At 71.7% G+C, this 25,045-nt stretch carries 20 protein-coding genes and 2 tRNA genes; 3 read left to right on the top strand and 19 right to left on the bottom strand.

The genetic code is table 11. The annotated features are described in order from the left end of the window. The 3 genes from C1I99_RS03460 to C1I99_RS03455 form a co-directional block, all read right to left on the bottom strand. Positions 1-604: MFS transporter (locus C1I99_RS03460; RefSeq protein WP_233512297.1), on the bottom strand; the 604-nt coding region annotated here is incomplete at its 3' end. Then, positions 601-723 (bottom strand): hypothetical protein, encoded by a 123-nt coding sequence (locus C1I99_RS34490; RefSeq protein WP_267897464.1) that lies wholly within the window; start codon positions 721-723, stop codon positions 601-603. The genes C1I99_RS03460 and C1I99_RS34490, both read right to left, overlap by 4 nt. 56 nt (positions 724-779) lie before the next feature. After that, the gene (locus tag C1I99_RS03455; RefSeq protein ID WP_199561918.1) at positions 780-1,040 is read right to left on the bottom strand and encodes a hypothetical protein; all 261 of its coding nucleotides are present in this window, start codon (positions 1,038-1,040) and stop codon (positions 780-782) included. A gap of 217 nt (positions 1,041-1,257) precedes the next feature. Here C1I99_RS03455 and C1I99_RS03450 point away from each other — a divergent pair, with 217 nt between their 5' ends. Next, a complete protein-coding gene (locus C1I99_RS03450) occupies positions 1,258-5,751 on the top strand; it encodes a cation-translocating P-type ATPase (RefSeq protein ID WP_111132693.1) in 4,494 nt (1,497 codons plus the stop codon). A 437-nt stretch (positions 5,752-6,188) separates the two neighbouring features. On the opposite strand, the gene C1I99_RS03440 is transcribed toward C1I99_RS03450, so the two are convergent. The 5 genes from C1I99_RS03440 to C1I99_RS03420 all read right to left on the bottom strand — a co-directional run bounded on the left by C1I99_RS03440 (position 6,189) and on the right by C1I99_RS03420 (position 10,502). Next, positions 6,189-7,169 (bottom strand): L-threonylcarbamoyladenylate synthase, encoded by a 981-nt coding sequence (locus C1I99_RS03440; protein WP_111132692.1) that lies wholly within the window; start codon positions 7,167-7,169, stop codon positions 6,189-6,191. Between the two features lie 234 nt (positions 7,170-7,403). After that, positions 7,404-7,733, bottom strand: coding sequence for a hypothetical protein (locus C1I99_RS03435; RefSeq protein ID WP_111132691.1), 330 nt, complete (start codon positions 7,731-7,733; stop codon positions 7,404-7,406). A 171-nt stretch (positions 7,734-7,904) separates the two neighbouring features. After that, positions 7,905-9,056: a serine hydrolase domain-containing protein gene (locus tag C1I99_RS03430; RefSeq protein ID WP_233512296.1), complete on the bottom strand. Its 1,152-nt coding sequence runs from the start codon at positions 9,054-9,056 to the stop codon at positions 7,905-7,907. 220 nt (positions 9,057-9,276) lie between these two features. After that, positions 9,277-9,867, bottom strand: a complete 591-nt coding sequence (locus C1I99_RS34930) for a MerR family DNA-binding protein (RefSeq protein WP_369122435.1) — start codon at positions 9,865-9,867, stop codon at positions 9,277-9,279. 98 nt (positions 9,868-9,965) lie between these two features. Then, positions 9,966-10,502: a VOC family protein gene (locus tag C1I99_RS03420; protein ID WP_111132695.1), complete on the bottom strand. Its 537-nt coding sequence runs from the start codon at positions 10,500-10,502 to the stop codon at positions 9,966-9,968. Between the two features lie 135 nt (positions 10,503-10,637). Here C1I99_RS03420 and C1I99_RS33110 point away from each other — a divergent pair, with 135 nt between their 5' ends. After that, positions 10,638-10,865, top strand: a complete 228-nt coding sequence (locus C1I99_RS33110; protein WP_199561917.1) for a hypothetical protein — start codon at positions 10,638-10,640, stop codon at positions 10,863-10,865. Positions 10,866-10,882: 17 nt separating this feature from the next. On the opposite strand, the gene C1I99_RS03410 is transcribed toward C1I99_RS33110, so the two are convergent. The 6 genes from C1I99_RS03410 to gyrB all read right to left on the bottom strand — a co-directional run bounded on the left by C1I99_RS03410 (position 10,883) and on the right by gyrB (position 16,933). Continuing rightward, positions 10,883-10,955: transfer RNA gene (locus C1I99_RS03410), tRNA-Ala, on the bottom strand. A 40-nt stretch (positions 10,956-10,995) separates the two neighbouring features. After that, positions 10,996-11,124, bottom strand: coding sequence for a DLW-39 family protein (locus C1I99_RS33670; protein ID WP_233512294.1), 129 nt, complete (start codon positions 11,122-11,124; stop codon positions 10,996-10,998). A gap of 41 nt (positions 11,125-11,165) precedes the next feature. Then, positions 11,166-11,239: transfer RNA gene (locus tag C1I99_RS03405), tRNA-Ile, on the bottom strand. A 175-nt stretch (positions 11,240-11,414) separates the two neighbouring features. Then, a complete protein-coding gene (locus C1I99_RS03400; protein ID WP_111132689.1) occupies positions 11,415-12,332 on the bottom strand; it encodes a DUF3566 domain-containing protein in 918 nt (305 codons plus the stop codon). A 4-nt stretch (positions 12,333-12,336) separates the two neighbouring features. After that, on the bottom strand, positions 12,337-14,856 hold the full coding sequence (gyrA, locus tag C1I99_RS03395; RefSeq protein WP_111132688.1) for a DNA gyrase subunit A: 2,520 nt from the start codon (positions 14,854-14,856) through the stop codon (positions 12,337-12,339). Positions 14,857-14,986: 130 nt separating this feature from the next. Then, positions 14,987-16,933: a DNA topoisomerase (ATP-hydrolyzing) subunit B gene (gene gyrB / locus C1I99_RS03390; protein WP_111132687.1), complete on the bottom strand. Its 1,947-nt coding sequence runs from the start codon at positions 16,931-16,933 to the stop codon at positions 14,987-14,989. A 518-nt stretch (positions 16,934-17,451) separates the two neighbouring features. On the opposite strand from gyrB, the gene C1I99_RS03385 reads away from it, so the two are divergent. Next, a complete protein-coding gene (locus C1I99_RS03385) occupies positions 17,452-18,006 on the top strand; it encodes a hypothetical protein (RefSeq protein ID WP_111132686.1) in 555 nt (184 codons plus the stop codon). A gap of 63 nt (positions 18,007-18,069) precedes the next feature. On the opposite strand, the gene C1I99_RS03380 is transcribed toward C1I99_RS03385, so the two are convergent. From C1I99_RS03380 to dnaA, 5 genes are all read right to left on the bottom strand, one after another. Continuing rightward, positions 18,070-18,597 carry a DciA family protein gene (locus C1I99_RS03380; RefSeq protein WP_233512293.1) on the bottom strand — a complete coding sequence of 176 codons (528 nt, stop codon included), beginning with the start codon at positions 18,595-18,597 and terminating at the stop codon, positions 18,070-18,072. Positions 18,598-18,766: 169 nt separating this feature from the next. Then, a complete protein-coding gene (gene recF, locus C1I99_RS03375) occupies positions 18,767-19,900 on the bottom strand; it encodes a DNA replication/repair protein RecF (RefSeq protein ID WP_111132685.1) in 1,134 nt (377 codons plus the stop codon). A gap of 15 nt (positions 19,901-19,915) precedes the next feature. Then, a complete protein-coding gene (gene gnd / locus C1I99_RS03370; RefSeq protein WP_111132684.1) occupies positions 19,916-20,788 on the bottom strand; it encodes a phosphogluconate dehydrogenase (NAD(+)-dependent, decarboxylating) in 873 nt (290 codons plus the stop codon). Between the two features lie 41 nt (positions 20,789-20,829). Beyond that, on the bottom strand, positions 20,830-21,963 hold the full coding sequence (dnaN, locus tag C1I99_RS03365) for a DNA polymerase III subunit beta (RefSeq protein ID WP_111132683.1): 1,134 nt from the start codon (positions 21,961-21,963) through the stop codon (positions 20,830-20,832). Positions 21,964-22,828: 865 nt separating this feature from the next. Then, positions 22,829-24,688 (bottom strand): chromosomal replication initiator protein DnaA, encoded by a 1,860-nt coding sequence (dnaA, locus tag C1I99_RS03360; RefSeq protein ID WP_111132682.1) that lies wholly within the window; start codon positions 24,686-24,688, stop codon positions 22,829-22,831. Positions 24,689-25,045 lie beyond the last annotated feature (357 nt).

Here is a 25,045-nt window from a genome sequence, read left to right as displayed (position 1 = left end):
CGCCGACCGCGCGCAGACCCGGGTGGATCAGCAGCACCGCCGGCACCGCCACCGCCGGCACCGCCAGGAAGACCCACCGCCAGCCGAGGTGCTCCACGATCAGCCCGGCCAACGCTGGCCCGACCAGCGACGGGACGACCCACGCGGCGGCGAACGCCGCGAAGATCCGCCGGTGCAGTTCCTCCGGGTACACCTGCCCGACAATGACGTAGAGCGCCACCGACAGCAGACCGGAACCGAAACCCTGCACGATCCGGCCGACGACCAGCGCGCCCATCGCCGTGGCGCTACCCGCGATCACCAACCCGACGACGAACCAGACGAGGCCGTGCCACATCGGGGTGCGGGGCCCCCGGGCGTCGCACCAGATGCCGGAGAGCACCATCGCCACCACGCCGGCGGCGAACGGGCCGCCGAAGGCGACCCCGTACAGGGCGAGCCCGTCCAGGCTGCGGGCGACGGTCGGCATCGCGGTACCCACGGCCAGCGCCTCGAACGCCAGCAGCGAGACCAGCGCGACGGTGCCCACCGTCATGGCCCGCAACCGGGGTGCGAAGATGCCGGCCGCGGCGGCCGGGCGAGGCGCCGAGACGGTGGCGGTCACCGCCGGCCCGCCGTGCGCGCCGGCGTCCAGACCGGCACCGGCCGGTGGCCGTCGCGGGGCGGGCGCCCCACCCGTCGCTCGTCGCGGGTCACCTCGTGCCGGAGCAGTTCGATCAGCATGCCTCCAAGGCTCGGACCTCAACCCGGCTTGAGGTCAAGGGTGACCCGGCTTACCCTCAGGCGGCTTCCAGCGCCTCCCCGAGTCCCTTGGCCAGCCCTGACAGGTGCTGGTCGGCGAGCAGGTGACCGGCGGTGATCACCAGCGCCAGCGGCCACTCGATGACCTGGAGCGCGGCGAGCACCCCGAGCCCGGCGTAGTAGGCGAGCTTGTCCGATGGTGGGACGGCGACCTCGCCCAGCACCGGGATGTCCACCCGGCGGCTGAACGTGTGGATCGTCTCGTGCGCTCCACTGAGCTGTCGCGTCAGTGCGCTCATCCCGGCCCTCCCCATAGACGGTGACGGCACCCGGGATTCCACCGCACAGGCCGTCCATGCCCGGCCCGGGCCGATAACTTCTCCAGTTCCCGGGGCATAACGGGCGGTGCACCGGGAAGCCCGCACGCCGGAACGCAGGCGTTGGAGGCGAGATGGCGTACGGCAGGGGCAGCAGCATCGGGGGGCCAGGCCGGCGCCAGTCCGGTCGTACGCCTCGATGACCTCGCTGGGCCGCGCGGCCGGCCGCCTCCGCCCGCCGGTGGCCGTGCCGCGCGTGGTCGGTGAGGCGTCCCGCAGCGTCGGCTCGACCGCCACGTGGCTGGCCCGGCTGGCTGGGCTGACCCGACGCCGGGTCTGGTCCCGCCCCGGCCGGCACCACATCGAGGTGCACGGCGTCTGCCAGAACGGCGGCGACATCCTCGCCCGCCAGGTCGAGGCGGCGCTGGAACGGATGCCCGGGGTGGAGTGGGCCCGGGTGAACGCCCCGTCCGGCCGCGTGGTGGTCGCCGTCGGCACCCCGGAGCCGAAACTGCGGGACCTGATCGCCACCGTCGCCCGCACCGAACGCACCTGCCCGCACGAGCCGGATCCGGAGGTGCCGCCGCCGCACCCGCCGGAGGAGGGCCCCCGCACGCCGCGCACGCTCGGCGGGCTCGCCTCGGACGCGCTCGGCCTGACCATCTCCGCCGCCACCCGGATCCTGCCGTTCACCCCGGTCCCGGGCGAGGTCGCCGGCCTGCTCGGCGCGGTCGATCTGCACCCGAAGCTGCACGCCCTGGCCGACCGGGGGCTGCGCGCGGACCCCCGCGCCGACCTGCTCTTCCCACTCGCCGAGGCGGTGGTGCAGGGACTCACCGGCGGCTGGACCGGCATCGTCGTCGACGGCGCGCAGCGCGTCGTGCAGTGGGGCGAGGCGCGGGCCCAGCTCGCCGCCTGGGCGAAGGCCGAACCCCGGCTCACCGGCGACCCGGAGCGGGCCGTCGCCCGCACTCCGAAGCTGGAGCGGCCCCGGCCCAAACCGGACGGCCCCGCCGAGAAGTACATCACCCGGATGCTCACCGCCGGCGCGGTCGCCGCGGCCGCCGCGGTGCCGGTGGTCGGCCGGAAACGGGCCGCCGCGCTCGGCCTCTCCGCGCTGGCGAAGGCCCCCGGCAGCGGACGCGAGGGGTACGGCGCCCAGCTCGGCCGGATCCTGGCCCGGCGTGGTGTGATCGCGATGGACCGCAGCGTGCTGCGGGAACTCGATCGGATCGACACCCTGGTGCTGGACGCCGCCGTCCTCGGCTCCGACCGGGGGGTGCTGGCCGACCTGGCCCCGCTGGCCGGCGCGGACACCGCGCAGGTGGCGGCGCGAACCTTCGCGCTGTTCGACCCGGCCGCGCCGCAGGAACTGCGGCAGGCCGACGGTTGGCGGCTCGGGCCGCTGGACCGGCTGGACGCCGACGACCCGGGTGACACCGCGGACAGCCGGCGGCTACGCGACGCCGGCGGGACCCTGCTCGGGCTGGTCGAGGGCGGCCGGCTCGCCGCGGTGCTGCGGGTCGACCCGGAGCCGGCGCCCGGGGTCGACACGCTGCCGGCCGCCGCCCGCCAGGCCGGCCTGCGGCTGGTCGTGGCCGGTGACGACGACCGGCGGTACGGCTTCGCCGACGCCCTGCTGCCGGGCGGCGACCGGCTGGCCGAGTCGGTGCGCACACTGCAACGCGACGGTGCGGTGGTGATGCTCGTCTCGGGCGACCGGGCGGCGCTCGGCGTCGCGGACTGCGGCCTGGGGATCTCCGCCCCCGAGGACCTCCCGCCATGGGGCGCGCACCTGCTGGTCGGCACCGACCTGCGGGTCGTGGCGTTCCTGATCGAGGCCACCGGGGTGGCCCGCCGGATGACCAGGCGGAACATCGGTGTCTCCCTCGCCGGCACCGGGCTCGGCGCGCTCGGCGCGCTCACCGCCGACCCCGTCCAGCTGCCGGGACGGTCCCTCGCCGCGGTGAACGGCGCCGCCGCGTTGGCCTTCGCGCACGGCGTATGGCAGGCCCACCGGCTGCCCGGCCGCACCGAGTCACCCGCTCCGGCGATCACCGCGTGGCACCTGATGCCGGCGCAGACCGTCCTCGACCAGCTCGGTACCGGCCCGGAGGGGCTCGCCTCGAACGAGGCGCAGCGGCGCCGCAGCGGCGGGCCACGCGATGCCCCCGAGCCCACCGGGCTGCTCCGCACCTTCGTCGACGAGCTGGCCAACCCGCTCACCCCCGTTCTCGCCGCCGGTGCGGTGCTCTCCGCGACCTTCGGCTCGCTGGTCGACGCGGCCCTGGTCGGCGGGGTGGTCGGCGGGTCCGCGCTGATCGGCGCGGTGCACCAGCGCAACACCGAGCGGTCCCTGGCCGAGCTGCTGTCCCGCTCGGCGGTGACCGCCCGGGCCCGCCGGGACGGCGCGGAGCGGGTGCTCGCCGCCGAGGACCTGGTGCCCGGTGACGTGGTCGTGCTGGAGTCGGGGGACGCGGTACCGGCCGACTGCCGGGTGCTGGAGTCGGTGGGGCTGGAGGCCGACGAGTCCTCGCTGACCGGGGAGTCGCTGCCGGTGGGCAAGACCGACCAGCCGGTGGTGGCCGCCGCCGTCGCCGACCGCCGGTCGATGCTCTACGAGGGCACCACGATCGCCGCCGGGCACGGTGTCGCGGTGGTGGTGGCCACCGGCGCCGACACCGAGGCCGGGCGCAGTCTCGCCCTGGCCCGGCAGGCGCCACCGGCCAGCGGGGTGGAGGCCCGGCTGGGCCGGCTGACCCGGTCGGCGGTCCCGCTGGCCGCCGGCTCGGCCGTGGCGGTGGCCGGGGCCGGGCTGCTGCGCGGCGTACCGCTGGCGGAGACCGCCGCGACCGCCGCCAACCTGGCCGTCGCGTCCGTGCCGGAGGGGCTGCCGTTCCTGGTCAGCGCCGCGCAGCTGGCGGCCGCCCGGCGGCTGGCCGAACACGGCGCCCTGGTCCGCAACCCGCGCACCATCGAGGCGCTGGGTCGGGTGGACGTGCTCTGCTTCGACAAGACCGGCACCCTCACCGAAGGGAAGCTGCTGCTCGCCGGGGTCGGCGACGGCAGCCGGTACGCGCCGGCCGACCGGCTCGATGAGGAGCTCCGGTCGACCCTCGCGGCGGCGCTGCGGGCCACGCCCCCGGCGGCGGACCCGGACGATCTCGGCCTGCAGACCGACCGGGCGGTGTGGCGGGGCGCCACGTCGGCCGGTGTGGTGGAGCAGACCGCCGCCCCCGGCTGGCGCGGGGTGGGCGAGCTGCCCTTCGAGCCGTCCCGGGGCTACCACGCCACCGTCGGCGAGAGCGGCGACGGGCTGCTGCTCAGCGTGAAGGGCGCCCCGGAGCGGGTGCTGCCCCGGTGCACCGGCCGGCGTACCCGGGGCCGGGAGGAGCCGCTGGACGACGCCGGCCGCGACGAACTGCACCGGCTGCTGGCCGATCGGGCCGGTGCGGGGCACCGCATCCTCGCCGTCGCCGAGTGCCGGGTGACCGACCCGGAGGTGACCGACGAAGACGTCCGCGACCTGGTGTTCGTCGGCTTCCTGGCGCTCGCCGACGGGGTGCGCGACAGTGCCGCGCCCGCGGTGCGCCGGATCCGCCAGGCCGGCGTGCACACCATCATGATCACCGGTGACCATCCGGCGACCGCCGAGGCGATCGCGGCCACCATCAGCGAACACGACGACCAGCGGGTGGTCACCGCCACCGAACTCGACCAGCTCGACGACGAGGCGCTCGCCGCGCGGCTGGCCGCCACCGACGTGGTCGCCAGGTGCACCCCGGCGCACAAGGTCCGGATCATCCAGGCCCTGCAGAAGTTCGGACGTACGGTCGCGATGACCGGTGACGGTGCCAACGACGCGCCCGCGATCCGGCTGGCCGACGTGGGCATCGCGCTCGGCCAGCGCGGCACGCCGGCGGCCCGGGCGGCGGCCGACCTGGTGGTCACCGACGACCGGCTGGAGACGATCATCGCCACCCTGGTCGAGGGACGCGCGATGTGGTCCTCGGTACGCCACGCGCTGAGCATCCTGGTCGGCGGCAATCTCGGCGAGATCGCGTTCAGCGTGTTGACCGCCGCCAGCACCGGCCGTTCCGCGCTCACCGGGCGGCAGCTGCTCCTGGTCAACCTGCTCACCGACCTGGCCCCCGCGTTGGCGATCGCGGTCCGCCCGCCCGACGCGGACCACGTCGACGGCCTGCTGCGGGAGGGCCCGGACACCTCGCTCGGTGCGACGATGACCCGGGAGATCGGGCTGCGCGCCGCCGCCACCACGCTCGGCGCCACCGCCGGCTGGACGCTCGCGCGGTACACCGGCCGGCGCCGGCGGGCCGGGACGGTGGCGTTGGTCTCCCTGGTCGGCACGCAGTTGGGGCAGACGGTGCTCGCTGGCGGCACCAGCCCGACCGTGCTCGCCTCCGCCGCCGCGTCCGTGGGGGTGCTGGTGGCCGTGGTGCAGACACCGGGGGTCAGCCAATTCTTCGGCTGCACCCCGCTCGGCCCGGTGGGCTGGGCCATCGCCACCGGCTCCGCGCTGGGCGCCACCTTCGCCAACGGCGCGGTCAGCCGGTTGGTGGAAGGGCTGCCGTCGACCTCGGCCTGGCAGGGCTCGCCCGCGCCGGGCGACGGCGGTGAGCCGGCGACGGCCGACACGCCCGCCGACGACGATTCCGCGCCGGACCGACCCTGAGGAATCGGGCCGCGCTCCCCGCCTCGGCCCGGACGGCAACGCGCCGCCCCGTTGCGGGTACGGCCGCCGGCACATCTGCCGCCGGTCCGGCGGCGGCTCCCGCCCCCACCCGCCCTGGCACGTTGCCGGGCGGACGCTGTCGAGCTGCCCGCACAGACGGGGCAGGCCGGCGGTCCCGGCATCGAACACGGTCGCGGTCAGCGATTGGTCTCATGGGTGGGGCAGCTCGACAGCCTGTGCACGGCGCTGGCCCCCTCGTCGACCAGGGTCCGGACCCGGGCTCTTCCGGCCCGCACGGATCCTGGTCACGGCTACGCACCGGTCCGAGCATTGCTGGCTCATGGTCCGCAGGATCTCGGCCGCGTCGTCGTCCGCGCCGATCGTCACCGCCTCGCCCTGGGCCAGCTCACCAGCGGTGACGCTGCTCGGGTCGGGCCCTATCCGGCCGGATGCCAGGTCGCCGCGGCGCGCCGCAACCGGTCGTTGACCGCCCGGCCGACGCCGATGTCCGGCACCGGCTCGACGAGGATCTCCTCGACCCCGGTGGCGTCCAGCCGGTGCAGCGCGTCGAACAGCCGCGCCGCGGCCTCGGTCAGGTCGCCGGCGGCGGAGAGCACCTCGACGGCGACGTACCCGGCCGCGGGCCGGTCCCGGAAGGCCAGGAAACCGCGCCGGACCCCGTCCGCCGGCGGCGGCTCCGCACCCGAAACCACCCGCAGCGGGGTACGCGGGGCGTAGTGCGCCGCCAGCGTGCCGGGCGCGACCGGCTGCCCCGAACTGCCCGGCCGTACCGTCACCGGGCCGGCGACCTCCTCCAGCGCCTCAACCGGCAGCGCGCCGAGCCGCAGCACCACCGGCCGGCCACCCCGGGCGTCCACGATGGTCGACTCGATCCCGCAGCGGGTCGGCCCGCCGTCCAGCACCACGTCCACCGCCGCGCCGAGGCCCCGCACCACGTGCTCGGCGCGGGTCGGGCTGAGCTGGCCGAACCGGTTGGCGCTCGGCGCCGCCACCGGCACCCCCGCCGCCGCGATCAACTCCCGGGCGTGGTCGTTGTCCGGCACCCGGACCGCCATGGTCTCCAGCCCGGAGGTGACGATCGGCGGAATCGCCGCCGGCCGGTCCACGATCAACGTCAGCGGGCCGGGCCAGAACCGGGCGGCCAGCGCCACCACCGCCGGTGGCACCGACCCGACCAGCTTTTCCAGGTCCGCCGCGTCGGCAAGGTGGGTGATCAGCGGGTCGAAGCTGGGCCGCTCCTTCGCCGCGAAGATCCGGGCCGCCGCCCTCGCGTCCAGGGCGTTGGCGCCCAGCCCGTAGACGGTCTCGGTGGGAAAGGCCACCAACCCGCCGGTACGCAGCACGGACGCGGCTTCGGCGAGGCCACTGTCGGCCGGGAGTACGCGCGGGTTGCTCACGCCCCGACGCTAACCTGCCGGACCCGCCGGCTTCCGTCCGGTCTCCGTGCTCCCGCCGCTCGCCCCGTAGTTCCTATTAGTCGGCTGGGCAGGCCGCTGAATGAGTCCCTCGGCTTCAGCCTGTCGGCCAACGGCGGTCATGGTCGCTAACCTGGACGGCTTGTCGGTTGATGTCGCCCTTTCCCGCCGTTCGTCGGCCGGCTTGGCTGTATGGATGGCTGTACGGCGGTGCGTCTAGATCGCGTTGTCGTCTTGCCACGTCACCCCCGGCCACCTATCCAGGGTGGCGAGGAAGTGGGTCACGATCGGCACGACGTGGCGGACCTCGACGGTGTCACGGTCGGCGTACTGATCCACCTGGCCGTTGGCCAACGCATACTCTCCGGACCGTTCCGGCGACGCGTCCGGGTCGATGGTGTGGAAACCGGCGTCGCCGGACTCCGCCAGCCGCAGCACCATCGCACGGTTACCACCGATGACGATGCTGAGAATGGGGCCCTGTTGGTGCTCAAGCCAGATCTCGCCATGGCTCGCGGAGATCGCCCTCCGGACCGCGGACAGCATCTGCTCATCTACTGGGCCCTTTAGGGTGGTCCGGCCCGCGTGCAACACCCACACACCCACTCCCTCTGACCCGGCACACGCTAGAAAAGACATTGGTGTCAGGCTTCCTCCGGGGCGGCCGCACCGTCAGCTTGAAAGAGCGTGCTCAACCGGCGATCTCCGGCCCCGCGGTCAGTCGTCGATCGCCTGGTAGACAGCGGTCCAGAAGTCCTGCCACATCGGCAGCCTCTGGTCGCCCGCGTGCGCCCGCTGCATGATCAAGATCGTCGTCATGTCCTCGGCGGGATCGTTGTACCAGGCGGTGCCGTAGAAGCCGGGCCACCCGTAGCTCCCGACCGATGGGCCGAGGTGCGTGCGGCGGGTGCGGACCGACATCCCGAAACCCCAGCCCATGGTGTCGAAGTACCCCGGCCAGAACCCGGAGACCGCCTTCTGCGCCGGGGTCAGGTGGTCGCTAGTCATCAGGGTCACCGACGGCCGCGAGAGCACCCGCTCGCCGCGGTGGGTGCCGCCCGTGAGCAGAGCCGAGGCGAAGGCAAGGTAGTCGTCGGCGGTCGAGACGAGCCCGCCGCCACCTGATTCGAACGCCGGCGGCCGACTCCACCGCCCGTCGGGGGTGTCTTCGACGACCGGCTCACCGGTGGCGGCATTGTCGCGCTCGTACGCCGTCGCCAACCGGCCGATGCTCTCGCCGCCCACGCTGAAGGCGGCGTCCTTCATCCCGAGCGGATCGCAGATCCGCTTGCGCAACGCATCCCCGAAAGACATGCCGGTGGCCCGGGCGATGAGCATGCCCGTCACGTCGGCGGCGGTGTCGTACATCCAGCGCTCACCTGGCTGGTGGACGAGCGGAAGCATGCCGAGCCGGCGGATCCACTCGTCCGGCGGAGGTTTGCCGAGTGCGTTCAGTGCGTCGGCGATCGGGACCGTTCCCGGCTCGGCAGGGACCATGCCGGTGCCGAGGGTGTAGGTCAGCAGATCCCGCAGCGTTATCGGGCGTTTCGCCGCAGCGGTGTCGTCCAGTGGCCCGTGGGGATCGGCGAGCACGGTCATGTCCGCCAGCTCCGGGAGGAGGTCGTCGACCGGGTCATCGAGGCGAAGGGTGCAGTCCTCGACGAGCGTCATCGCACACGCGGCGACGATCGGCTTCGTCATCGAGCCCATGCGACAGATCGTGTCGCCCGCCATCGGTGTCCCCGACCCTACGCCCTCGAACGCGAGATTGCCCGTTGCTTCGATGTGCACCTCGCCGTGGCGGGCGAGGACGGCCACCACACCCGGGACGAAGCCGGAGTCGACGTGCCGCTCGAGCAGCTCTCGCACCCGAGCCAAACGCCTCGACGAGAAGCCACCAGTTGGCACCTGCCTCCTCCTCATCTCGTCGGTTCGCAAGCTACACGTTGCGCGACGACCGCACGTTCGCGAGGACGTTAGCAAGAGACCCCGTCCGAGCAATACCGGTCATCGGCATGTGAGTGTGCCGCCACGGCCGCTCCGGTGTCACCGACTGTAACCAGGATGACGGAGCAATTAAGGCCGGCTGTCATGCATGTGCTGGGACGGATTTATCATGCATGTGGTGGGACAAGACAGGTCGGGCAGCAGCCCGGTCACTGCTCGGCAGTGACTTGCCGCCGACGATGCCAACACCAACCAGAACTGCCACTACCGACGACGCGGCTACCCTTGCCGGCGCAAATCCGGGTAACGGCGGTCTGGCATGATCACGACGTGCCGGACCCGGAGCCCACCGACGGCAAGCCGACGGTGCGCAGCGTTCGGCGTACTGCTGCCATTGCGTCGTGTCTCCGTAGCGCTGACGGGCTTGGGCGGGCCAGTCCGGGTTCCACTGGGGGCCGAAGATCGCGGCCTGCTGCTCGACGGTCAGCAGCAGGCCGCGCTCGTGGGCGGCGATCATCCGATCCAGGTCAGCGCTGAGCTGCTGGAGGTGGTCGATCCGTCGGGCAACCTGGGTGCGCTGCGCGCGCAATGCGCCAGGCACGTCTGCGGTCGAGTCGTCCAAGATGGCCCGAATCCTGTCCAGGCAGAGGCCGATCTCCCGGTAGGCGGCGATGCGGTGTAGGCGTTCCAGATCGCCAGCAGTGTAGAGCCGGTATCCGGCAGTCGTGCGCAGCGACGGTCGCGCCAGACCGATGTCATCCCAGTGGTGCAGCGCGCGGACCCAGACGCGTCGAGACCTGACCGACGGTCAGGCCATCGGCGTCAGTGGCATCAGGCATGCTCCTCATTGTCGCCGCGACCGACGCCCGGTGGGGTGATCCCGATGGCTTGAAGGTTCCGCGCCTCCTGACTGGCCGGATCAAAGGGCTTCGCCGCAGTGAAAACGATCCGTGCGTTCTCGGGGGTGATCACCTCCACATCGCGGGTATTCCAGGGAGTATCCCGTGGGCCATCGACCGATTTCGGGCTCAACGCACGACAGGCCTCGACAAGGGAATCGATCTGGCTAAGCACGCACGCGAAACTGAAGCTCATCGCTGGTGTCTGCGCCGAAACGCTCGCCGCCGAGACGAGGAGTACGTCCTGGAACGCCCACCGGCGCAGATGCACAAGCCTGCCGGGGATGCTGAACAGCTCGAAGAACCCGAGCCCACGAATCCAGAAGTCCGTCGACGCCGCCAAATCGCTCGTGGGGATCGTCACGAACGCGGGCATTCCATAGATGCCCCGGAACGGCTCCGGCGCAACCGCATCCGGGCCGGGAGCGGGCACGGGACTCATCTCAAAAGCGTTGTAGTAGTCACTCATGTACCCCACCCTCCGGCCTCACTCAACGTGAGGGTCAAGCCGGGTTCGTGAATCCGGTCCTTTCGCTGCGATGCGACCAACGTCGTGACCGGGTAACCCTGCGGGTGTCTGCCGTTCTCCGCCGTCGCCCGCGCCGTGATCGCCATCGCCCGCGACGACGACGCCCGAGACGGGTCGTGCGTGATGAGCCAGGCAAAGAACAACCTTGGCCGGCTCGACCTGCCCTCGCGCTACACGCACACGCCGGCCGACTTTCACCGGCTCATCCAAGGCACTTTCGCGCCCGCTGCTGACGATTCGCTGACGAAGGACGACAACCATCGATCGAAGGAGCCGAGAGCGGACGGGGAAGATGCCCCGTGAACTGCACGAGAGCTGAGTGGAGCCCAGGGGACTCGAACCCCTAACCCCTGCCTTGCAAAGGCAGTGCTCTGCCAGTTGAGCTAGGGCCCCGGGACGGACAACCGCCGCCGGTGCTGTCAGGCGGGAGCGGTCAGCGCAGGTCGGGCGCGGTGGTCGCCTCGTGCCACAGGGCGCGCTCGTCGTTGGAAGCCTTGACCCTCTTAACCACCAGGGCGGCCACGCCAACGACGCCGGCCAGGATGAGCAGCTTCTTGAACATGGGGCCTACCCCTCGCGCTCGACTATCGTCGGACGGTGCGGTGGGGCTAGCTGGAATCGAACCAGCGACCTCAGAGTTATCAGCTCTGCGCTCTAACCGACTGAGCTATAGCCCCGCATTGCGACGAGCAAGGTTAACCCATCCGCCGACCAGGCCCCAAATCGGGGTCGGCACCGAGGTCGGGCACCTGCCGCGCCCCTGAACCTACCCGAGCGTCGCGCGGCCCGCCCAGCGACTTTCGCGCGCGTCGCCGGGGCACCCGCCGTGGGCGCCCCGGCGACCGGGATGGTTCAGTCGCGCTCGGCGAGGGTCAGCTCGATGCCGCCGACCAGGTCCGCGCAGACGTTGTAGACGAACGCGCCCAGCGTGGCGAGCGCCGTGAACAGGACGACGTTGACCAGACCGATCAGCGCCGAGCTGAGGATCACGCCCTTGGCGGTGATCTGGAAGCCGCTGGCGTTCTGGCCGCCGCCCGCACTGACCAGGTCGGTCAGGCTGTCGTTGACGCTGGCGAACACACCCATCGCGTCGAGGGCCAGGTAGAGCACCGACGTGGCGACCACCACGACGATGAAGAGCACCACCGACACGGCGAAGGCGAACTTCATCACCGACCAGGGGTCGATCCGCCTGAGGTTCAGCCGGGCCCGGCGAGGCCCGCGCGAGGCGGCCGAGCTGACCGACGTACGCGCGGCGCGTACCGCCTCACCCACCCGCGCGGCCCCGACGGCGGCCGCGCCGCTGATCCCCGGCGGCAGACCGCCACCGTTGGGGCGACCGCTGCCGGCCGGACGGGCACCGTCCGCCTGGGGCTTCGCGGTGCCGGTGACCCGGGGCTGGGTGCCGGTGGCCCCGGTCGCCCGCGGCTGGGTGCCGGTGCTGCCCGCGGATGACGCCTGACCTGGCCGGGCGCTGATCGGCTGGGTGGTGGACGGCCCCGCCGTCGACGTGGCGGTGCCACCGGCGCTCGGCGCGTTGGTCCCCGCCTGCTCGGTCATGCCCGCCGGGTCCGAATTCTCGGCGGGCTTGTCCGGCGGTGGCGTCATCCCGGGAGCCCGGGTGAATTTCGGGGCAGGCGCGTCGGCGGGGACGGTCGCCCGGCCCACGGCCGCGCGGCCGGTCGCTGGTGTGCCGCCTTTCGCGGCCTCCTCGTCGACCGGGTTGGCCGAGGTCCCCGTGTTCCCCGACTTCGCCTGTGTCTCCGTCATTCAACTAGTCCTGTTCGTCAGGCTCGTCGGCATTGCGAGCAATCGCCACGATAGTCACGCCGTCCGGGAGGTCCATCAGCTTGACCCCCATTGTGTTCCGATCACGCGTACGGCGTACAGGCTTCACCGGAGTCCGGATGACACCACCGTTGCTGGTGATGGCGAACAGCTCGTCGTCCGGGTCGATCACCACCGCGCCGACCAGACCACCACGGCGCTCTGTGATCTTCGCGGTCAGCACACCTTTACCTCCCCGGCCCTGCACCGGGTATTCCTCGATCGGGGTACGTTTCGCGTATCCCCCGTTCGTGGCCACCAGGACGTCCAGGCCTTCCCGGACCACCTCCATGGCCAGCAGCTCGTCGTCCTCGCTGAACCGCATGCCGATCACGCCCGAGGTGGCCCGGCCCATCGGGCGCAGCGCCTCGTCGGTGGCGTTGAACCGGATCGCCTGCGCCTTCTTGGAGACCAGCAGCAGGTCGTCCTCCCCCGCCACCAGCGCAGCACCGACCAGCTCGTCCTCATCGCGCAGGTTGATCGCGATGATTCCGCCGGAACGGTTGGAGTCGAACTCCTCAAGCCGCGTCTTCTTCACCAGGCCGTTCTTCGTGGCCAGTACCAGGTAGGGGGCCACCTGGTAGTTCGGAATCTCGATGATCTGCGCGATCTGCTCGTCCGCTTGGAAGGCGAGCAGGTTGGCCACGTGCTGGCCCTTGGCCACCCTACTGGCTTCCGGGAGCTCGTATGCCTTGGCCCGGTAGACCCGGCCCTTATTGGTGAAGAACAGGATCCAGTCGTGCGTCGAGCAGACGAAGAAGTGGCTGACGATGTCGTCCTGCCGCAGCGTGGCGCCGCTGACGCCCTTGCCGCCCCGCCGCTGCGACCGGTAGAGGTCGACCTTGGTCCGCTTGGCGTACCCGGTGCGGGTGATGGTGACCACCACGTCCTCGCGGGCGATCAGGTCCTCCATCGAGACCTCGCCGTCGAACGGCACGATCTTTGTCCGCCGTTCGTCACCCCACTTCGCGATGATCTCGCCGAGTTCCTCGGAGACGATCTTCCGCTGCCGCTCCGGCTTGGCGAGGATGTCCTTGAGGTCGGCGATCTCGATTTCCAGCTTGGCCAGGTCGTCGAGGATCCGCTGCCGCTCCAGGGCGGCGAGCCGGCGCAGCTGCATGTCCAGGATCGCGGTGGCCTGGATCTCGTCGATCTCCAGCAGCCGGATCAGGCCCTGCCGGGCGTCCTCGACCGTGGGCGAGCGCCGGATCAGGGCGATCACCTCGTCGAGCGCGTCGAGCGCCTTGGCCAGACCGCGCAGGATGTGCGCCCGCTCCTCGGCCTTGCGCAGCCGGAACGCGGTCCGCCGCCGGATGACCTCGATCTGGTGCTCGACGTAGTAGCGGATGAACTGGGCCAGGTTGAGCGTGCGCGGCACCCCGTCGACCAGCGCCAGCATGTTGGCGCCGAAGGTCTCCTGGAGCTGGGTGTGCTTGTAGAGGTTGTTCAGCACCACCTTGGCGACCGCGTCGCGCTTGAGCACCAGCACCAGCCGCATCCCGGTACGCCCGGAGGACTCGTCGCGGATGTCGGCGATGCCGGCGAGCTTGCCCTCCTTGATCAGCTCGGCGATCCGCTCGGCGAGGTTGTCCGGGTTGACCTGGTACGGCAGCTCGCTGACCACCAGCGCGGGCCGGCCGCGCTTGTCCTCCTCGACCTCCACCACGGCGCGCATCCGGATCGAACCCCGCCCGGTGCGGTACGCGTCCTGGATGCCGGCCATGCCCACGATCAGGCCGTGGGTCGGGAAGTCCGGCCCCTTGACGATCTCCAGCAGGGCCTCGAGGGTGGTGGCCTCGTCGACCTCCGGGTGCTCCAGGCACCACTGCACCGCCGCGCCGATCTCCCGCAGGTTGTGCGGCGGGATCTTGGTCGCCATGCCGACGGCGATGCCCTCGGAACCGTTGATCAGCAGGTTCGGGATCCGGGACGGCAGGATGGTGGGCTCCTTGGCCCGGCCGTCGTAGTTGTCCTGCATATCGACGGTGTCCTCGTCGATATCCCGCATCATCTCCATCGCCAGCGGGTCGAGCTTGCACTCGGTGTACCGCATGGCCGCCGCCGGATCATTACCCGGCGAGCCGAAGTTGCCGTTGCCGTCGACCAGCGGGTACCGCAGCGACCAGGGCTGCGCCATCCGGACCAGCGCGTCGTAGATGGGCGAGTCGCCGTGAGGGTGGAACTGACCCATCACGTCGCCGACGACCCGGGAGCACTTCACGTAGCCGCGGTCCGGCCGGTAGCCGGAGTCGAACATCGCGTAGAGGATCTTGCGGTGGACCGGCTTGAGCCCGTCCCGGACGTCCGGCAGAGCCCGCCCGACGATGACGCTCATCGCGTAGTCGAGGTAGGAGCGCTGCATCTCCACCTCGAGCCCGACCGGTTCGATGCGGTCGCGTGCGGCGACGGCGCCGGCGGTCTCGGGGACCTCGGGCTCGTTCGGTGTGGACTCGGGGGTATCGGTCACTGTTAACCCTTATCAGACTCAGAGTCGTTTTCGTGCTGTGGATAACGGCTGTGGAAATCGGCCATGCTGTGGATAACTCTGTGGATCGACGGGCCGACCGGTGGATGCCCGGGCCGCCCGTCGAACTCCGTCAGATGTCCAGGAACCGGACGTCCTTGGCGTTGCGCTGGATGAACGAGCGGCGCGCCTCGACGTCCTCACCCATCAGCACGCTGAACAACTCGTCGGCGGTGGCCGCGTCGTCGAGCGTGACCTGACGCAGCGTACGCGTCGCCGGGTTCATCGTGGTCTCCCACAGCTCGGGGTAGTTCATCTCGCCGAGCCCCTTAAACCGCTGGATGTCGTCCGGCCTGGCGTTCGGCTTCTTCTGCTGGCGCAGCGCGATCAGGCCGTCCCGCTCCCGGTCCGAGTACGCGTACTGCGCGTCGTCGCCCTTCTTGTTCCACTTGATCTTGTAGAGCGGCGGGGCGGCCAGGTAGACGTGCCCCAGCTCGACCAGCGGCCGCATGAAGCGGAACAGCAGGGTCAGCAGCAACGTCTGGATGTGCTGGCCGTCGACGTCGGCGTCGGCCATCAGCACGATCTTGTGATAGCGCAGCTTCTCGATGTCGAAGTCGTCGTGGATGCCGGTGCCCAGCGCGGTGATCAGCGCCTGGACCTCGTTGTTCTTCAGCACCCGGTCGATCCGGGCCTTCTCCACGTTGAGGATCTTGCCGCGGATCGGCAGGATCGCCTGGGTCCGGGGGTCGCGCCCCTGCTTGGCCGAGCCGCCGGCCGAGTCACCCTCGACGATGAAGACCTCCGACTCACGCGGGTCGGTGGACTGGCAGTCGGCCAGCTTGCCCGGCATCGAGCCGGACTCCAGCAGCGACTTGCGCCGGGCCAGCTTGCGGGCCTGCTGCGCGGCGATCCGGGCCCGCGCCGCCTGGGACGCCTTCTGGATGATGATCTTCGCCTCGGCCGGGTTGCGCTCGAACCAGTCGACCAGCCACTCGTTGCACACCCGCTGCACGAAGCTCTTCACCGGGGTGTTGCCGAGCTTGGTCTTCGTCTGCCCCTCGAACTGGGGGTTGGCCAGCTTCACCGAGATGATCGCGGCCAGCCCTTCGCGGATGTCCTCGCCAGAGAGCTTCTCGTCGCCCTTGAGCAGCTTCTTGTCCGCGCCGTAGCGGTTGACCACGCTGGTCAGCGCGGCGCGGAAGCCCTCCTCGTGGGTGCCGCCCTCGTGGGTGTTGATCGTGTTGGCGAAGGTGTAGACGGACTCGCCGTACGATTCGTTCCACTGCATGGCGATCTCGACCGACATGCCCTCTTCCTCGGCGCCGAACTCGACCACCGTCTTGTGGATCGGGTTCTTCGAGGCGTTCAGGTGCCGGACGAAGTCGGCGATACCGCCCTTGTAGAGGAAGGTGACCTCGCGCGGCTTGCCCTCCTCGCCCTCCGGCACCCGCTCGTCGAGCAGGTGGATGGTGAGGCCGCGGTTGAGGAAGGCCATCTCCTGCAGCCGCCGGTAGATGGTCTGGAAGTCAAAGTCGACCGTCTCGAAGACGTTCGGGTCCGGCCAGAAGGAGACCGCCGAGCCGGTACGGTTGGTCGGCTCGCCCTTCTCCAGCGGGCTCGGCTTGGAGTTGGCGTACTGCTGCCGCCACACGAAGCTGTCCTTGTGGATCTCCACAGCCATCTTCGTGGAGAGCGCGTTCACCACCGAGACGCCGACACCGTGCAGACCGCCGGAGACGGCGTACGCCTTGCCGTCGAACTTGCCGCCCGCGTGCAGCACGGTCAACGCGACCTCGACACCCGGCTTCTTCAGCTTCGGGTGCAGGTCGACCGGGAAGCCGCGGCCGTTGTCGGTGACCCGGACGCCACCGTCGGCCAGCAGCACCACGTCGATGGTGTCGCAGTACCCGGCCAGCGCCTCGTCGACCGCGTTGTCGACGACCTCCCACACGAGGTGGTGCAGACCGCGCTCCCCGGTCGACCCGATGTACATACCGGGGCGCTTGCGGACCGCCTCCAACCCCTCGAGGACGGTGATCGACTCGGCGCCGTACTCCTGCTTGTCCTGCGCTGCCACCCTCGGCCACTTTCTCGCGCCGTCCACGCCGGGCGGCGCGTCGGGCACGGGTTCGGCGGACAGCGCGCGACGTCGACGCGCGGACCGGTACCGGGGACAATTCCGGGGTACGAGTCGAACGCGCCGGTCGCCGCGGTTTGCCCGCGGATCGCGATCGGCTCGACCCGACGTGGACAATGATCGCGGGCCCGCACCGGGCCCGTGTCTCGTCGCTCCGCACCGGGTCTTCGTCTCGGGGTCAATCTTACTGCGCGCTAGCGACAGAACCACCACTCGGCACCCCCGCGAGGCGGCTGAGACCTCCGTAGCGGGCCGATCCGCGCCGTCCGCGACTCCCCCTACACGCGAGGGGCACTCCGGGGGCGCGACCGGCCGACGGCCGGCACCGGGTGGGCAGCGCCGGAGCCGGACACGCCGTACGCTCACGGGCGCCGCCGGCGTCAGCCTTGATCTTTGCCGGCTGGAACCGGACGATCGACCCGATCGAACGGACACGCGCGCTTGAGAGGTGACGACAGATGGGGCTGGACAACGTCGCGGTGCACTGGCCGCGGACCGGCCGCTTCTACGACCCGGTCGCACCGGCCGAGTTCGTCGACTTCGGCGAGATCGTCGACATGCCGCGCATCTCCGCGCCGACCGCAGCGCTCGCCGAGCTGATCGCCAAGACCGGCACCGTCCGGGCGACCGCGTACACCGAGCTGGTGGACCTGCTGCTCGGCCTGGAAGGTGTGCTCTACGCCACAGACGCGGCCGCCGAGGACGAGGATCCGGTGATCGACCCCGACGGCTGCGGCTGGATCGCCGGCGGCATCGAGCGGTTCGTGGCCGGTCACCGCGAGCACGGCGAGGCGGTGACCTTCGAGTCGGTGAGCGAGGTGTTGCGGTCGCTGCTCGCCGACGGCCGCCTGGCCGAGCAGCAGCTGCGCTGGCTGGACGGCCGGTTGAACGCGCTGCGCGACGAGAGCGGCGCCCCGCCGCAGTGGAGCTTCACCTGTGCCGAACTCAGCGTGCTGGCCGCCTTCTACCGCCGCTGCGCCGACCGGGGCTTCGCCGTCTACGCCGACGCCTGACCGCTCTCCGGCCTCATCGCGGCCGGGCCCGGCCTTGTCGCGGAGGGCCCGGCCGGGGAGCGGTCAGCCGTAGGTGTCCCGCGGTCCCCGGCCACGGACTCGCCGGGGGCCCTTGGACCAGGACGGCGCCGCCGGGCCGTGGATGTGCAGCTTGCGCACCACGTTGTGGCCGACCTCGCGGGCGATCTGCCGCAACAGCGAGCCGGCGAGCAGCCGCAGCTGGGTGGCCCAGGCGGTCGAGCGGGCCTCGACGGTCAGCTCGCCGTCTTCCAGCTTGACCGGGCGGCTGTGCTGGGCCACCTCCGGCCCGACCACCCGCTCCCAGGCGCCGAAGACCGTTGCCTCGGCGGCCGGCTGCTGCCAGCCGCGCGCCTTCACCAGCCGGTCGAGCACCGCGCCGAGCGGCTGCGGGTCACGCGGGTCCGGCCCCGGACCGGAGTAGCCGCGCAGCCGCCGTTCGCCTCCCCCGGCTCCGCCGCCGGCGGAGCCGCCCCGTCGGGTCCGGGCTGCCGCCTGCCGCCGGGCCATGGCCGCGTCCAGCACCGCGCGCGCCAGCTCCGGCCCGGAGACCCCGTCGGCCGCCCCGGCCACGGGATCCGCGCCGGCCCCGGGCGAGGGATCCGCGCGGCTTGCGGGGTCCGGGGCGGCCCGACCGCCCGCCCCGGTTCCGGCGGCGGCGGTACGCGCACCACGCCCCCTGGTCGAGGCGGCGCGACCCGGCCGCCCGGTCGGGTCACCAGCTCCGGTGCCGCGCTCCGGTTCATCCGACACGGCGCACCGTCCCCCCACCCACCTCGTACCGGGCGCCGCGCAGGGCGGCCGGCACGTCGTCGTCCACCGCGCAGGTGACCAGGAGCTGGGCGGCCCCGCCGACCAGCTCCGCCAGTCGCTCCCGCCGCCCGGCGTCCAGCTCGGCGAAGACGTCGTCGAGCACCAGCACCGGCTCGATCCCGTCGGCGCGCAGCAGGTCGTAGCCGGCCAGCCGCAGCGCCAGGGCGTACGACCAGGACTCGCCGTGGCTGGCGTACCCCTTGGCGGGCAGCGGGCCGAGGGTCAGGGTGAGGTCGTCGCGGTGCGGGCCGACCAGGGTGGTGCCCCGCTCGATCTCCGCCGACCGGGACCCGGTGAGGGCGGCGGCCAGGGCCTCGGCCAGCGCCGCCCGGTCGGTGGTCGGCTCGGGCAGCTCCACCGACGGCCGGTACGCTATCCCGGCCGCGCCGTGCCCGGCTGCCACCGCGTCGTACGCCTTGGTCACGTGCGGGGCGAGCGCGGCGACCAGCTCCAGCCGGCCGGCGAGCAGCTCGGCGCCCTGCCGGGCGAGGTGGGTGTCCCAGACCGCGAGAGTCGACAGGTCCCCGCCCCGGGAGCCACCGGTCTTACGAGCCAGGTAGGCGGTGCGCAGCAGGGCGTTGCGCTGCTTGACCACCCGCTCGTAGTCGGCGCGCACCCCGGCGTACCGGGGTTGGCGGCTGACCAGCAGGTCGTCGAGGTAGCGGCGGCGCTCGGCCGGGTCGCCCCGGACGAGTTCCAGGTCCTCCGGGGCGAAGAGCACCAGCCGCAGCGCGCCGAGCACGTCCCGGGCCCGGCGGGCCGGCGAGCGGCCGAGCCGGGCCCGGTTGGCCTTGCCGGGCACGATCTCCAGTTCGACCAGGAGTTCCCGGCCCTCGTGCGCCACCGCGCAGCGGACCACGGCCGAGCTGGCGCCCATCCGGACCAGCGGGGCGTCCGTGGCGACCCGGTGCGAGTCCAGGGTCGCCACGTAGCCGAGCGCCTCAACCAGGTTGGTCTTGCCGACGCCGTTCGGGCCGACCAGCACGTTCGCCCCCGGTTCGAGGTCCACGCCGACCCGCTCGTACGAACGGAAGTCGACCAGTTCGAGCCGACGGACGTACACAGGCTGCGGCGGCGGTCAGCGCTTGCGGACGGCGTGCCCGCCGAACTGCTGGCGCAGCGCGGCGACGGCCTTCATGGCGGGCGAGTCGTCCTGCCGGGAGGCGAACCGGGCGAACAGCGAGGCGGCGATGACGTTCAGCGGCACGGCCAGCCGAACCGCCTCGTCCACCGTCCACCGGCCCTCACCGGTGTCCTCGGTGTAACCGCTCAGCTCGGCCAGCTCCGGGTCCTCCTCGAGGGCCAGGTCGAGCAGGTCGAGCAGCCAGGAGCGGACGACGGTGCCCTCGCGCCAGGACTTGAACACGCCCGGCACGTTGGTGACCAGCTCGGACTTCGCCAGCAGCTCGTAGCCCTCGGCGTAGGCGTGCATCAGGCCGTACTCGATGCCGTTGTGCACCATCTTGGCGTAGTGCCCGGCGCCGACCGGCCCGGCGTGCACGAAACCGAACTCGCCTGGCGGCTTCAGCGACTCGAAGATCGGCATGAGCCGGTCCACGTGTTCCCGGGCGCCACCCACCATGAGCGCGTAGCCGTTCTGCCGGCCCCAGACGCCACCGGAGACGCCGACGTCGAGGTAGCCGATGCCGCGCTCGTTCAGCCGCTCGGCCCGGGGCGCGTCGTCGCTGAACCGGGAGTTGCCGCCGTCGATGATGATGTCGCCGGCACCGAGCACGCCGGCGAGTTCGTCGATGGTCGCGTCGGTCACGCCGGCCGGGACCATCACCCAGACCGCCCGGGGCGACTCCAGCTTCTCCGCCAGCTCCGCCAGGCTCGCGACATCGCTCAGCTGCGCGTTGTGGTCGAAACCGACCACCTCATGCCCGGCGGCGCGCAACCGCTCGCGCATGTTGCCGCCCATCCGGCCGAGCCCTACCAGGCCGAGCTGCATCTTGTTCCTACCTCCGTGCGTGCGGGTCTTCTCGGGTGCGATCAGCGGGAAACGCGGATCGGCATGATCAGGTACCGGTACCCGGGGATGACCTCGCCATCCTCACCGGCGGGCGAAATCACCGCCGGTTTGAAGGCGTCGACGAACGAGAGCACGGCGAACTGGGCCCCCAGGTTGGCGAGGCCGTCGATCAGGTACTGGGGGTTGAAGCCGATGGTGAGCGGGTCGCCGGTGAAGGTCGCCTCCATCGCCTCGCTGGCCCGCGCCTCCTCGGTGCCGCCGGCCTCGACCACCAGCCCGTCGCCGCTGAAGCTGAGCAGCACCGGGGTGGTGCGCTCGGCGACCAGGGCGACCCGCTTGACCACCTCGATCAGGGCGCTGACCGGCACCCGGGCCTCGGCGTTGTGGGAGGTCGGGAAGAGCGAGCGCACCGGCGGGTAGTTGGCGCCGTCGAGCAGCCGGCTGGTGGTCCGCCGGGTGCCACCGGCGAAGCCGATCATGCCCTCGCCGGCGGCACCCTGGGAGAGCGCCATGGTGACCTGCCCGCCGAGCGGGCCGAGCGCCTTGGCGGTGTCGTGCAGCGTGCGGGCCGGCACCAGGGCGTTGAGGCTGACGTCGGGGTCGTCCGGGTGCCACTCCATCTCGCGCAGGGCCAGCCGGTAACGGTCGGTGGCGAGCATGGCGATGCTGCTGCCGTTGAGTTCGATCCGGACGCCGGTCATCATCGGCAGCGTCTCGTCGCGGCCGGCGGCCACGGCGACCTGGCCGACGGCGGCGGCGAACGCGGCCGCGTCGAGGGTGCCGGCGCTCTCCGGCATCTCCGGCAGGGTCGGGTAGTCCTCCACCGGCATGGTGGGCAGCGTGAACCGGGCGCTGCCGCAGACGAGTTCGAGGTGCGCGCCGACCGCGGCGATGTCGACCGGCTTGGCGGGCAGCGCCTTGGTGATCTCGGCCAGCAGCCGGCCGGAGACCAGGGCGGCCCCGTCGGCGTCCCCCTGCACCTCGACGGTGACCTGGCTGGAAACCTCGTAGTCGAACCCGGAGACCTGGAGGTTGCCGTCCGTGACGCGGAGCATCACGCCGGCCAGCACCGGTACGGACGGCCGGTTGGGCAGGCTCTTCGCGGTCCAGGCCACGGCCTCGGCGAGCGCGTCTCGCTCCACTCGGAACTTCATCAATGCCTCCGCGTCGACGTCAGCGACAACTCTCTCATGCCGACCGCTGCCTACCGACCCGCCTGACCGTGCGGGTACCCATCGCACCTTAGGGCGCGAGGGCATCGGCTGTGCGCCCGACCCCGTGGACTCCCGATGCCGATGGCCGCCGACGGCGGCCCGCGGCCCGATCCACAGGAAGTCCAACGGTGATGATTGGTTTTTGTTGTTTTAGAAGAGATAACTCATCGTCTTCATCGCACCTGTGCAAACTGTGGAGAACCGGCGTCGGTGCAGGTCAGACAGGTTATCCACCGGTGGCTTCGCTGTGGAGAACCGGGGGTACAACCGGTGTTCCGATCCACAGGCGGTCGCCGCTGCCGGGTTGTCCACCGTTGTCCACCGGTTGTCCACCGGTAATCCACCGACTTTCTCCCCAGCGCTGTGGATCGTCCGCGACGCCTCGATCGGCGTCATCCCCAGAACCTTCAACAGCCCACCCACAGGTCGACCGTTGGCGGTGGACAAACTCGTGGTCGTCCCCAGGCGTCCACAGCGTCGTCCCCAGGGTTTCTCCACAGCCTGTGGGTAACCGGGCCCGGACGGAGCGTGGTTGTCCACCGTCGGTGGACAACGAGCTGTGGACAACGATCGGACGTGTGGACGGTCACGGGCTTGATGCTGTGGTCTACACCATGTCGAGGGTCAAGTAGATGTCCGGCTGCGGACAGCAGAAGCGCCGGGCCGAGGGGCGGCCGGGCGCGTGCCGACCAGCAACCCGGCGTGACGTGGCGGTGGAACCAGCCGGCCGTGGATGTGGCCGGGAAAACTCCGGTCAACGTGCCCGGGTGCCCGCCGTCGGCAACACGGGGATGGCGTACGCCGCTCAGGTGTTCTGCTTGATCCGGTTGGTCAGCTCGGCGATCTGGTTGTACAGCGACCGGCGCTCGGCCATCTGCTGGCGGATCTTGCGGTCGGCGTGCATCACCGTGGTGTGGTCCCGCCCGCCGAACGCCTGCCCGATCCTGGGCAGTGACAGGTCGGTCAGCTCGCGGCACAGGTACATGGCGACCTGGCGGGCGTTGACCAGCACCCGGGACCGGGAGTGCCCGCGCAGGTCCTCCAGGCTCACCCCGAAGTAGTCGGCGGTGGAGACCATGATCTGGTCGGCGGTGATCTCCGGTCCGGCGCCGTCCGGGATGAAGTCCCGCAGCACCTCCTCCGCCAGGGACAGCTCGACGGTGGAGCGGGTCAGGCTGGCGAACGCGGTCACCCGGATCAGCGCGCCCTCCAGCTCCCGGATCGAGTTCGACACCCGGGAGGCGATGAACTCCAGCACGTCCGGCGGGGCGAAGAGACGCTCCTGCGCGGCCTTCTTCTGCAGGATCGCGATCCGGGTCTCCAGGTCCGGCGGCTGGATGTCGGCGAGCAGGCCCCACTCGAACCGGGTCCGCAGCCGGTCCTCCAGCGTCGCCAGCTGCTTCGGCGAGCGGTCGGAGGTGATCACGATCTGCTTGTTCGCGTTGTGCAGGGTGTTGAAGGTGTGGAAGAACTCCTCCTGGGTGCGCTCGCGGTTCTCCAGGAACTGGATGTCGTCGATCAGCAGGATGTCGACGTCGCGGTAGCGCCGCTGGAACGCGCTGGTCTTGTCGTCCCGGAGCGAGTTGATGAAGTCGTTGGTGAACTCCTCGGTCGAGACGTACCGCACCGAGCGGGCGTTTCCCAGCGTCGTGGCGTAGTGCCCGATCGCGTGCAGCAGGTGGGTCTTACCCAGCCCGGAACTGCCGTAGATGAACAGCGGGTTGTACGCCTTCGCCGGCGACTCGGCCACCGCCACGCTCGCCGCGTGGGCAAACCGGTTCGATGAGCCGATGACGAACGTCTCGAACATGTACTTCGGGTTGAGCCGGTTGCCGCCGCCCTCCGGGCTGCCGGGCAGCCGCCGGTCGTCCCGGCCGCCCGGCCGGTGCTCCGCGCCACTCCGACCGGGGCCGCTGTCCGTGCCGCCGTCCCGGGGCAGTGCCCGGATCAGGTGCTGGTCCCGCGGGGAGGCACCGTCCTCCCGGTAGCGGGGCTCGAACCCGCGGGCGTCGGCGGTCGGCGGGTCGAGGCGGGGGGCCCGCCCGTCGAAGCCGCCCCGGTCGGCGGGCCCTGGCCCCGCCCGGTCGGGCCGTGGCGGTTCCGCGAAGGCGGTACTGAACAGGGCCTCCTGACCGTCGGGGCCGATCGGACCGGGCCGGTGGCCGTCCGCGGCCGGCGGATCGATCCGCCGTTCCGGATGGGCCTGCTCGGGTATGAGCGGAGGCTGCCGCCCCGCGTCGGCCGCGACGTCGTCCCGGTGGCCGGCGGCACCGTCGAACGGCCCGGGCCCGGCACCGAACTCCGTGGGCCCGTCTTCGAACTCGGTCGGTCGGCCGCCGTGCTCCGCCGGCCCCGGCTCCGGGGCGCTGCGGTAGACGGTGCCCGCCGAGCGGCCGGAACCGCCCTCGGAGACCCGGACGGTGACCGCGACCTGGATCGGCCGGCCCAGCCGGCGGGTGAGGGCCTCGGTGATCGCCGGGCGCAGCCGCGACTCGATCACGTCCCGGGTGAAGGCATCCGGGACGGAGAGCAGCACGGTGTCCTCGACGATGGCACGCAGCCGGGTCAGCCGCAGGTACGCCCGCTGCTGCGCGGAGATGATCTCGTCGGCGAGCTCGTCCGTCGTCGCCGCCCACACCGCGGCAAGGTCGGTCGTACCGGCCACCGTCGTGCCACCCCCTCGCCTCTGCTCCCGGACGCCGCCGTCCTCCCCAGTCGGCCGTCCCGGGCCCGCCGCGTTCGAGCGGGTGGAACTCACCCACCCGGACGGCCGACCGGTCCTCGTCCACAAGTTATCCACAGCCTGTGTACGTACCGATTGTGGCCGCCCGTCGGAAGCGGGTCGGACCTGCCCCCAGCCCACGGGCGCTGAAGCGGGTTCACCGTGCCGAACGATTCACTACCGTGTCCGGTCTTGCCCCGCCAGCGACGACCGGACTTCGACGCTGACCGCAATCGGGCACGGTAACAGCGTTGTCCACGCGCCATCAACCGCCGGGGCGTGGCGCCCCTTGTCGGTATC

It is taken from the genome of Micromonospora deserti, assembly GCF_003236335.1.
Taxonomy (GTDB): Bacteria; Actinomycetota; Actinomycetes; order Mycobacteriales; family Micromonosporaceae; genus Micromonospora; species Micromonospora deserti.
Note: the sequence above shows the minus strand (reverse complement) of the source record. Positions and strands in the feature narration are given on the sequence as shown.

Bases quoted from the DNA above. Each gene is read 5' to 3' on its own strand.
- C1I99_RS33670 (WP_233512294.1), bottom strand. From the start codon at position 11,124: ATGTTCAAGAAGCTGCTCATCCTGGCCGGCGTCGTTGGCGTGGCCGCC.
- dnaN (WP_111132683.1), bottom strand. From the start codon at position 21,963: ATGAAGTTCCGAGTGGAGCGAGACGCGCTCGCCGAGGCCGTGGCCTGG.
- C1I99_RS03400 (WP_111132689.1), bottom strand. From the start codon at position 12,332: ATGACGGAGACACAGGCGAAGTCGGGGAACACGGGGACCTCGGCCAAC.
- C1I99_RS03420 (WP_111132695.1), bottom strand. From the start codon at position 10,502: ATGAGTGACTACTACAACGCTTTTGAGATGAGTCCCGTGCCCGCTCCC.
- C1I99_RS03455 (WP_199561918.1), bottom strand. From the start codon at position 1,040: ATGAGCGCACTGACGCGACAGCTCAGTGGAGCGCACGAGACGATCCAC.
- gnd (WP_111132684.1), bottom strand. From the start codon at position 20,788: ATGCAGCTCGGCCTGGTAGGGCTCGGCCGGATGGGCGGCAACATGCGC.
- C1I99_RS03450 (WP_111132693.1), top strand. From the start codon at position 1,258: ATGACCTCGCTGGGCCGCGCGGCCGGCCGCCTCCGCCCGCCGGTGGCC.
- C1I99_RS03435 (WP_111132691.1), bottom strand. From the start codon at position 7,733: ATGCTGTCCGCGGTCCGGAGGGCGATCTCCGCGAGCCATGGCGAGATC.
- C1I99_RS03385 (WP_111132686.1), top strand. From the start codon at position 17,452: ATGGGGCTGGACAACGTCGCGGTGCACTGGCCGCGGACCGGCCGCTTC.
- C1I99_RS34490 (WP_267897464.1), bottom strand. From the start codon at position 723: ATGCTGATCGAACTGCTCCGGCACGAGGTGACCCGCGACGAGCGACGG.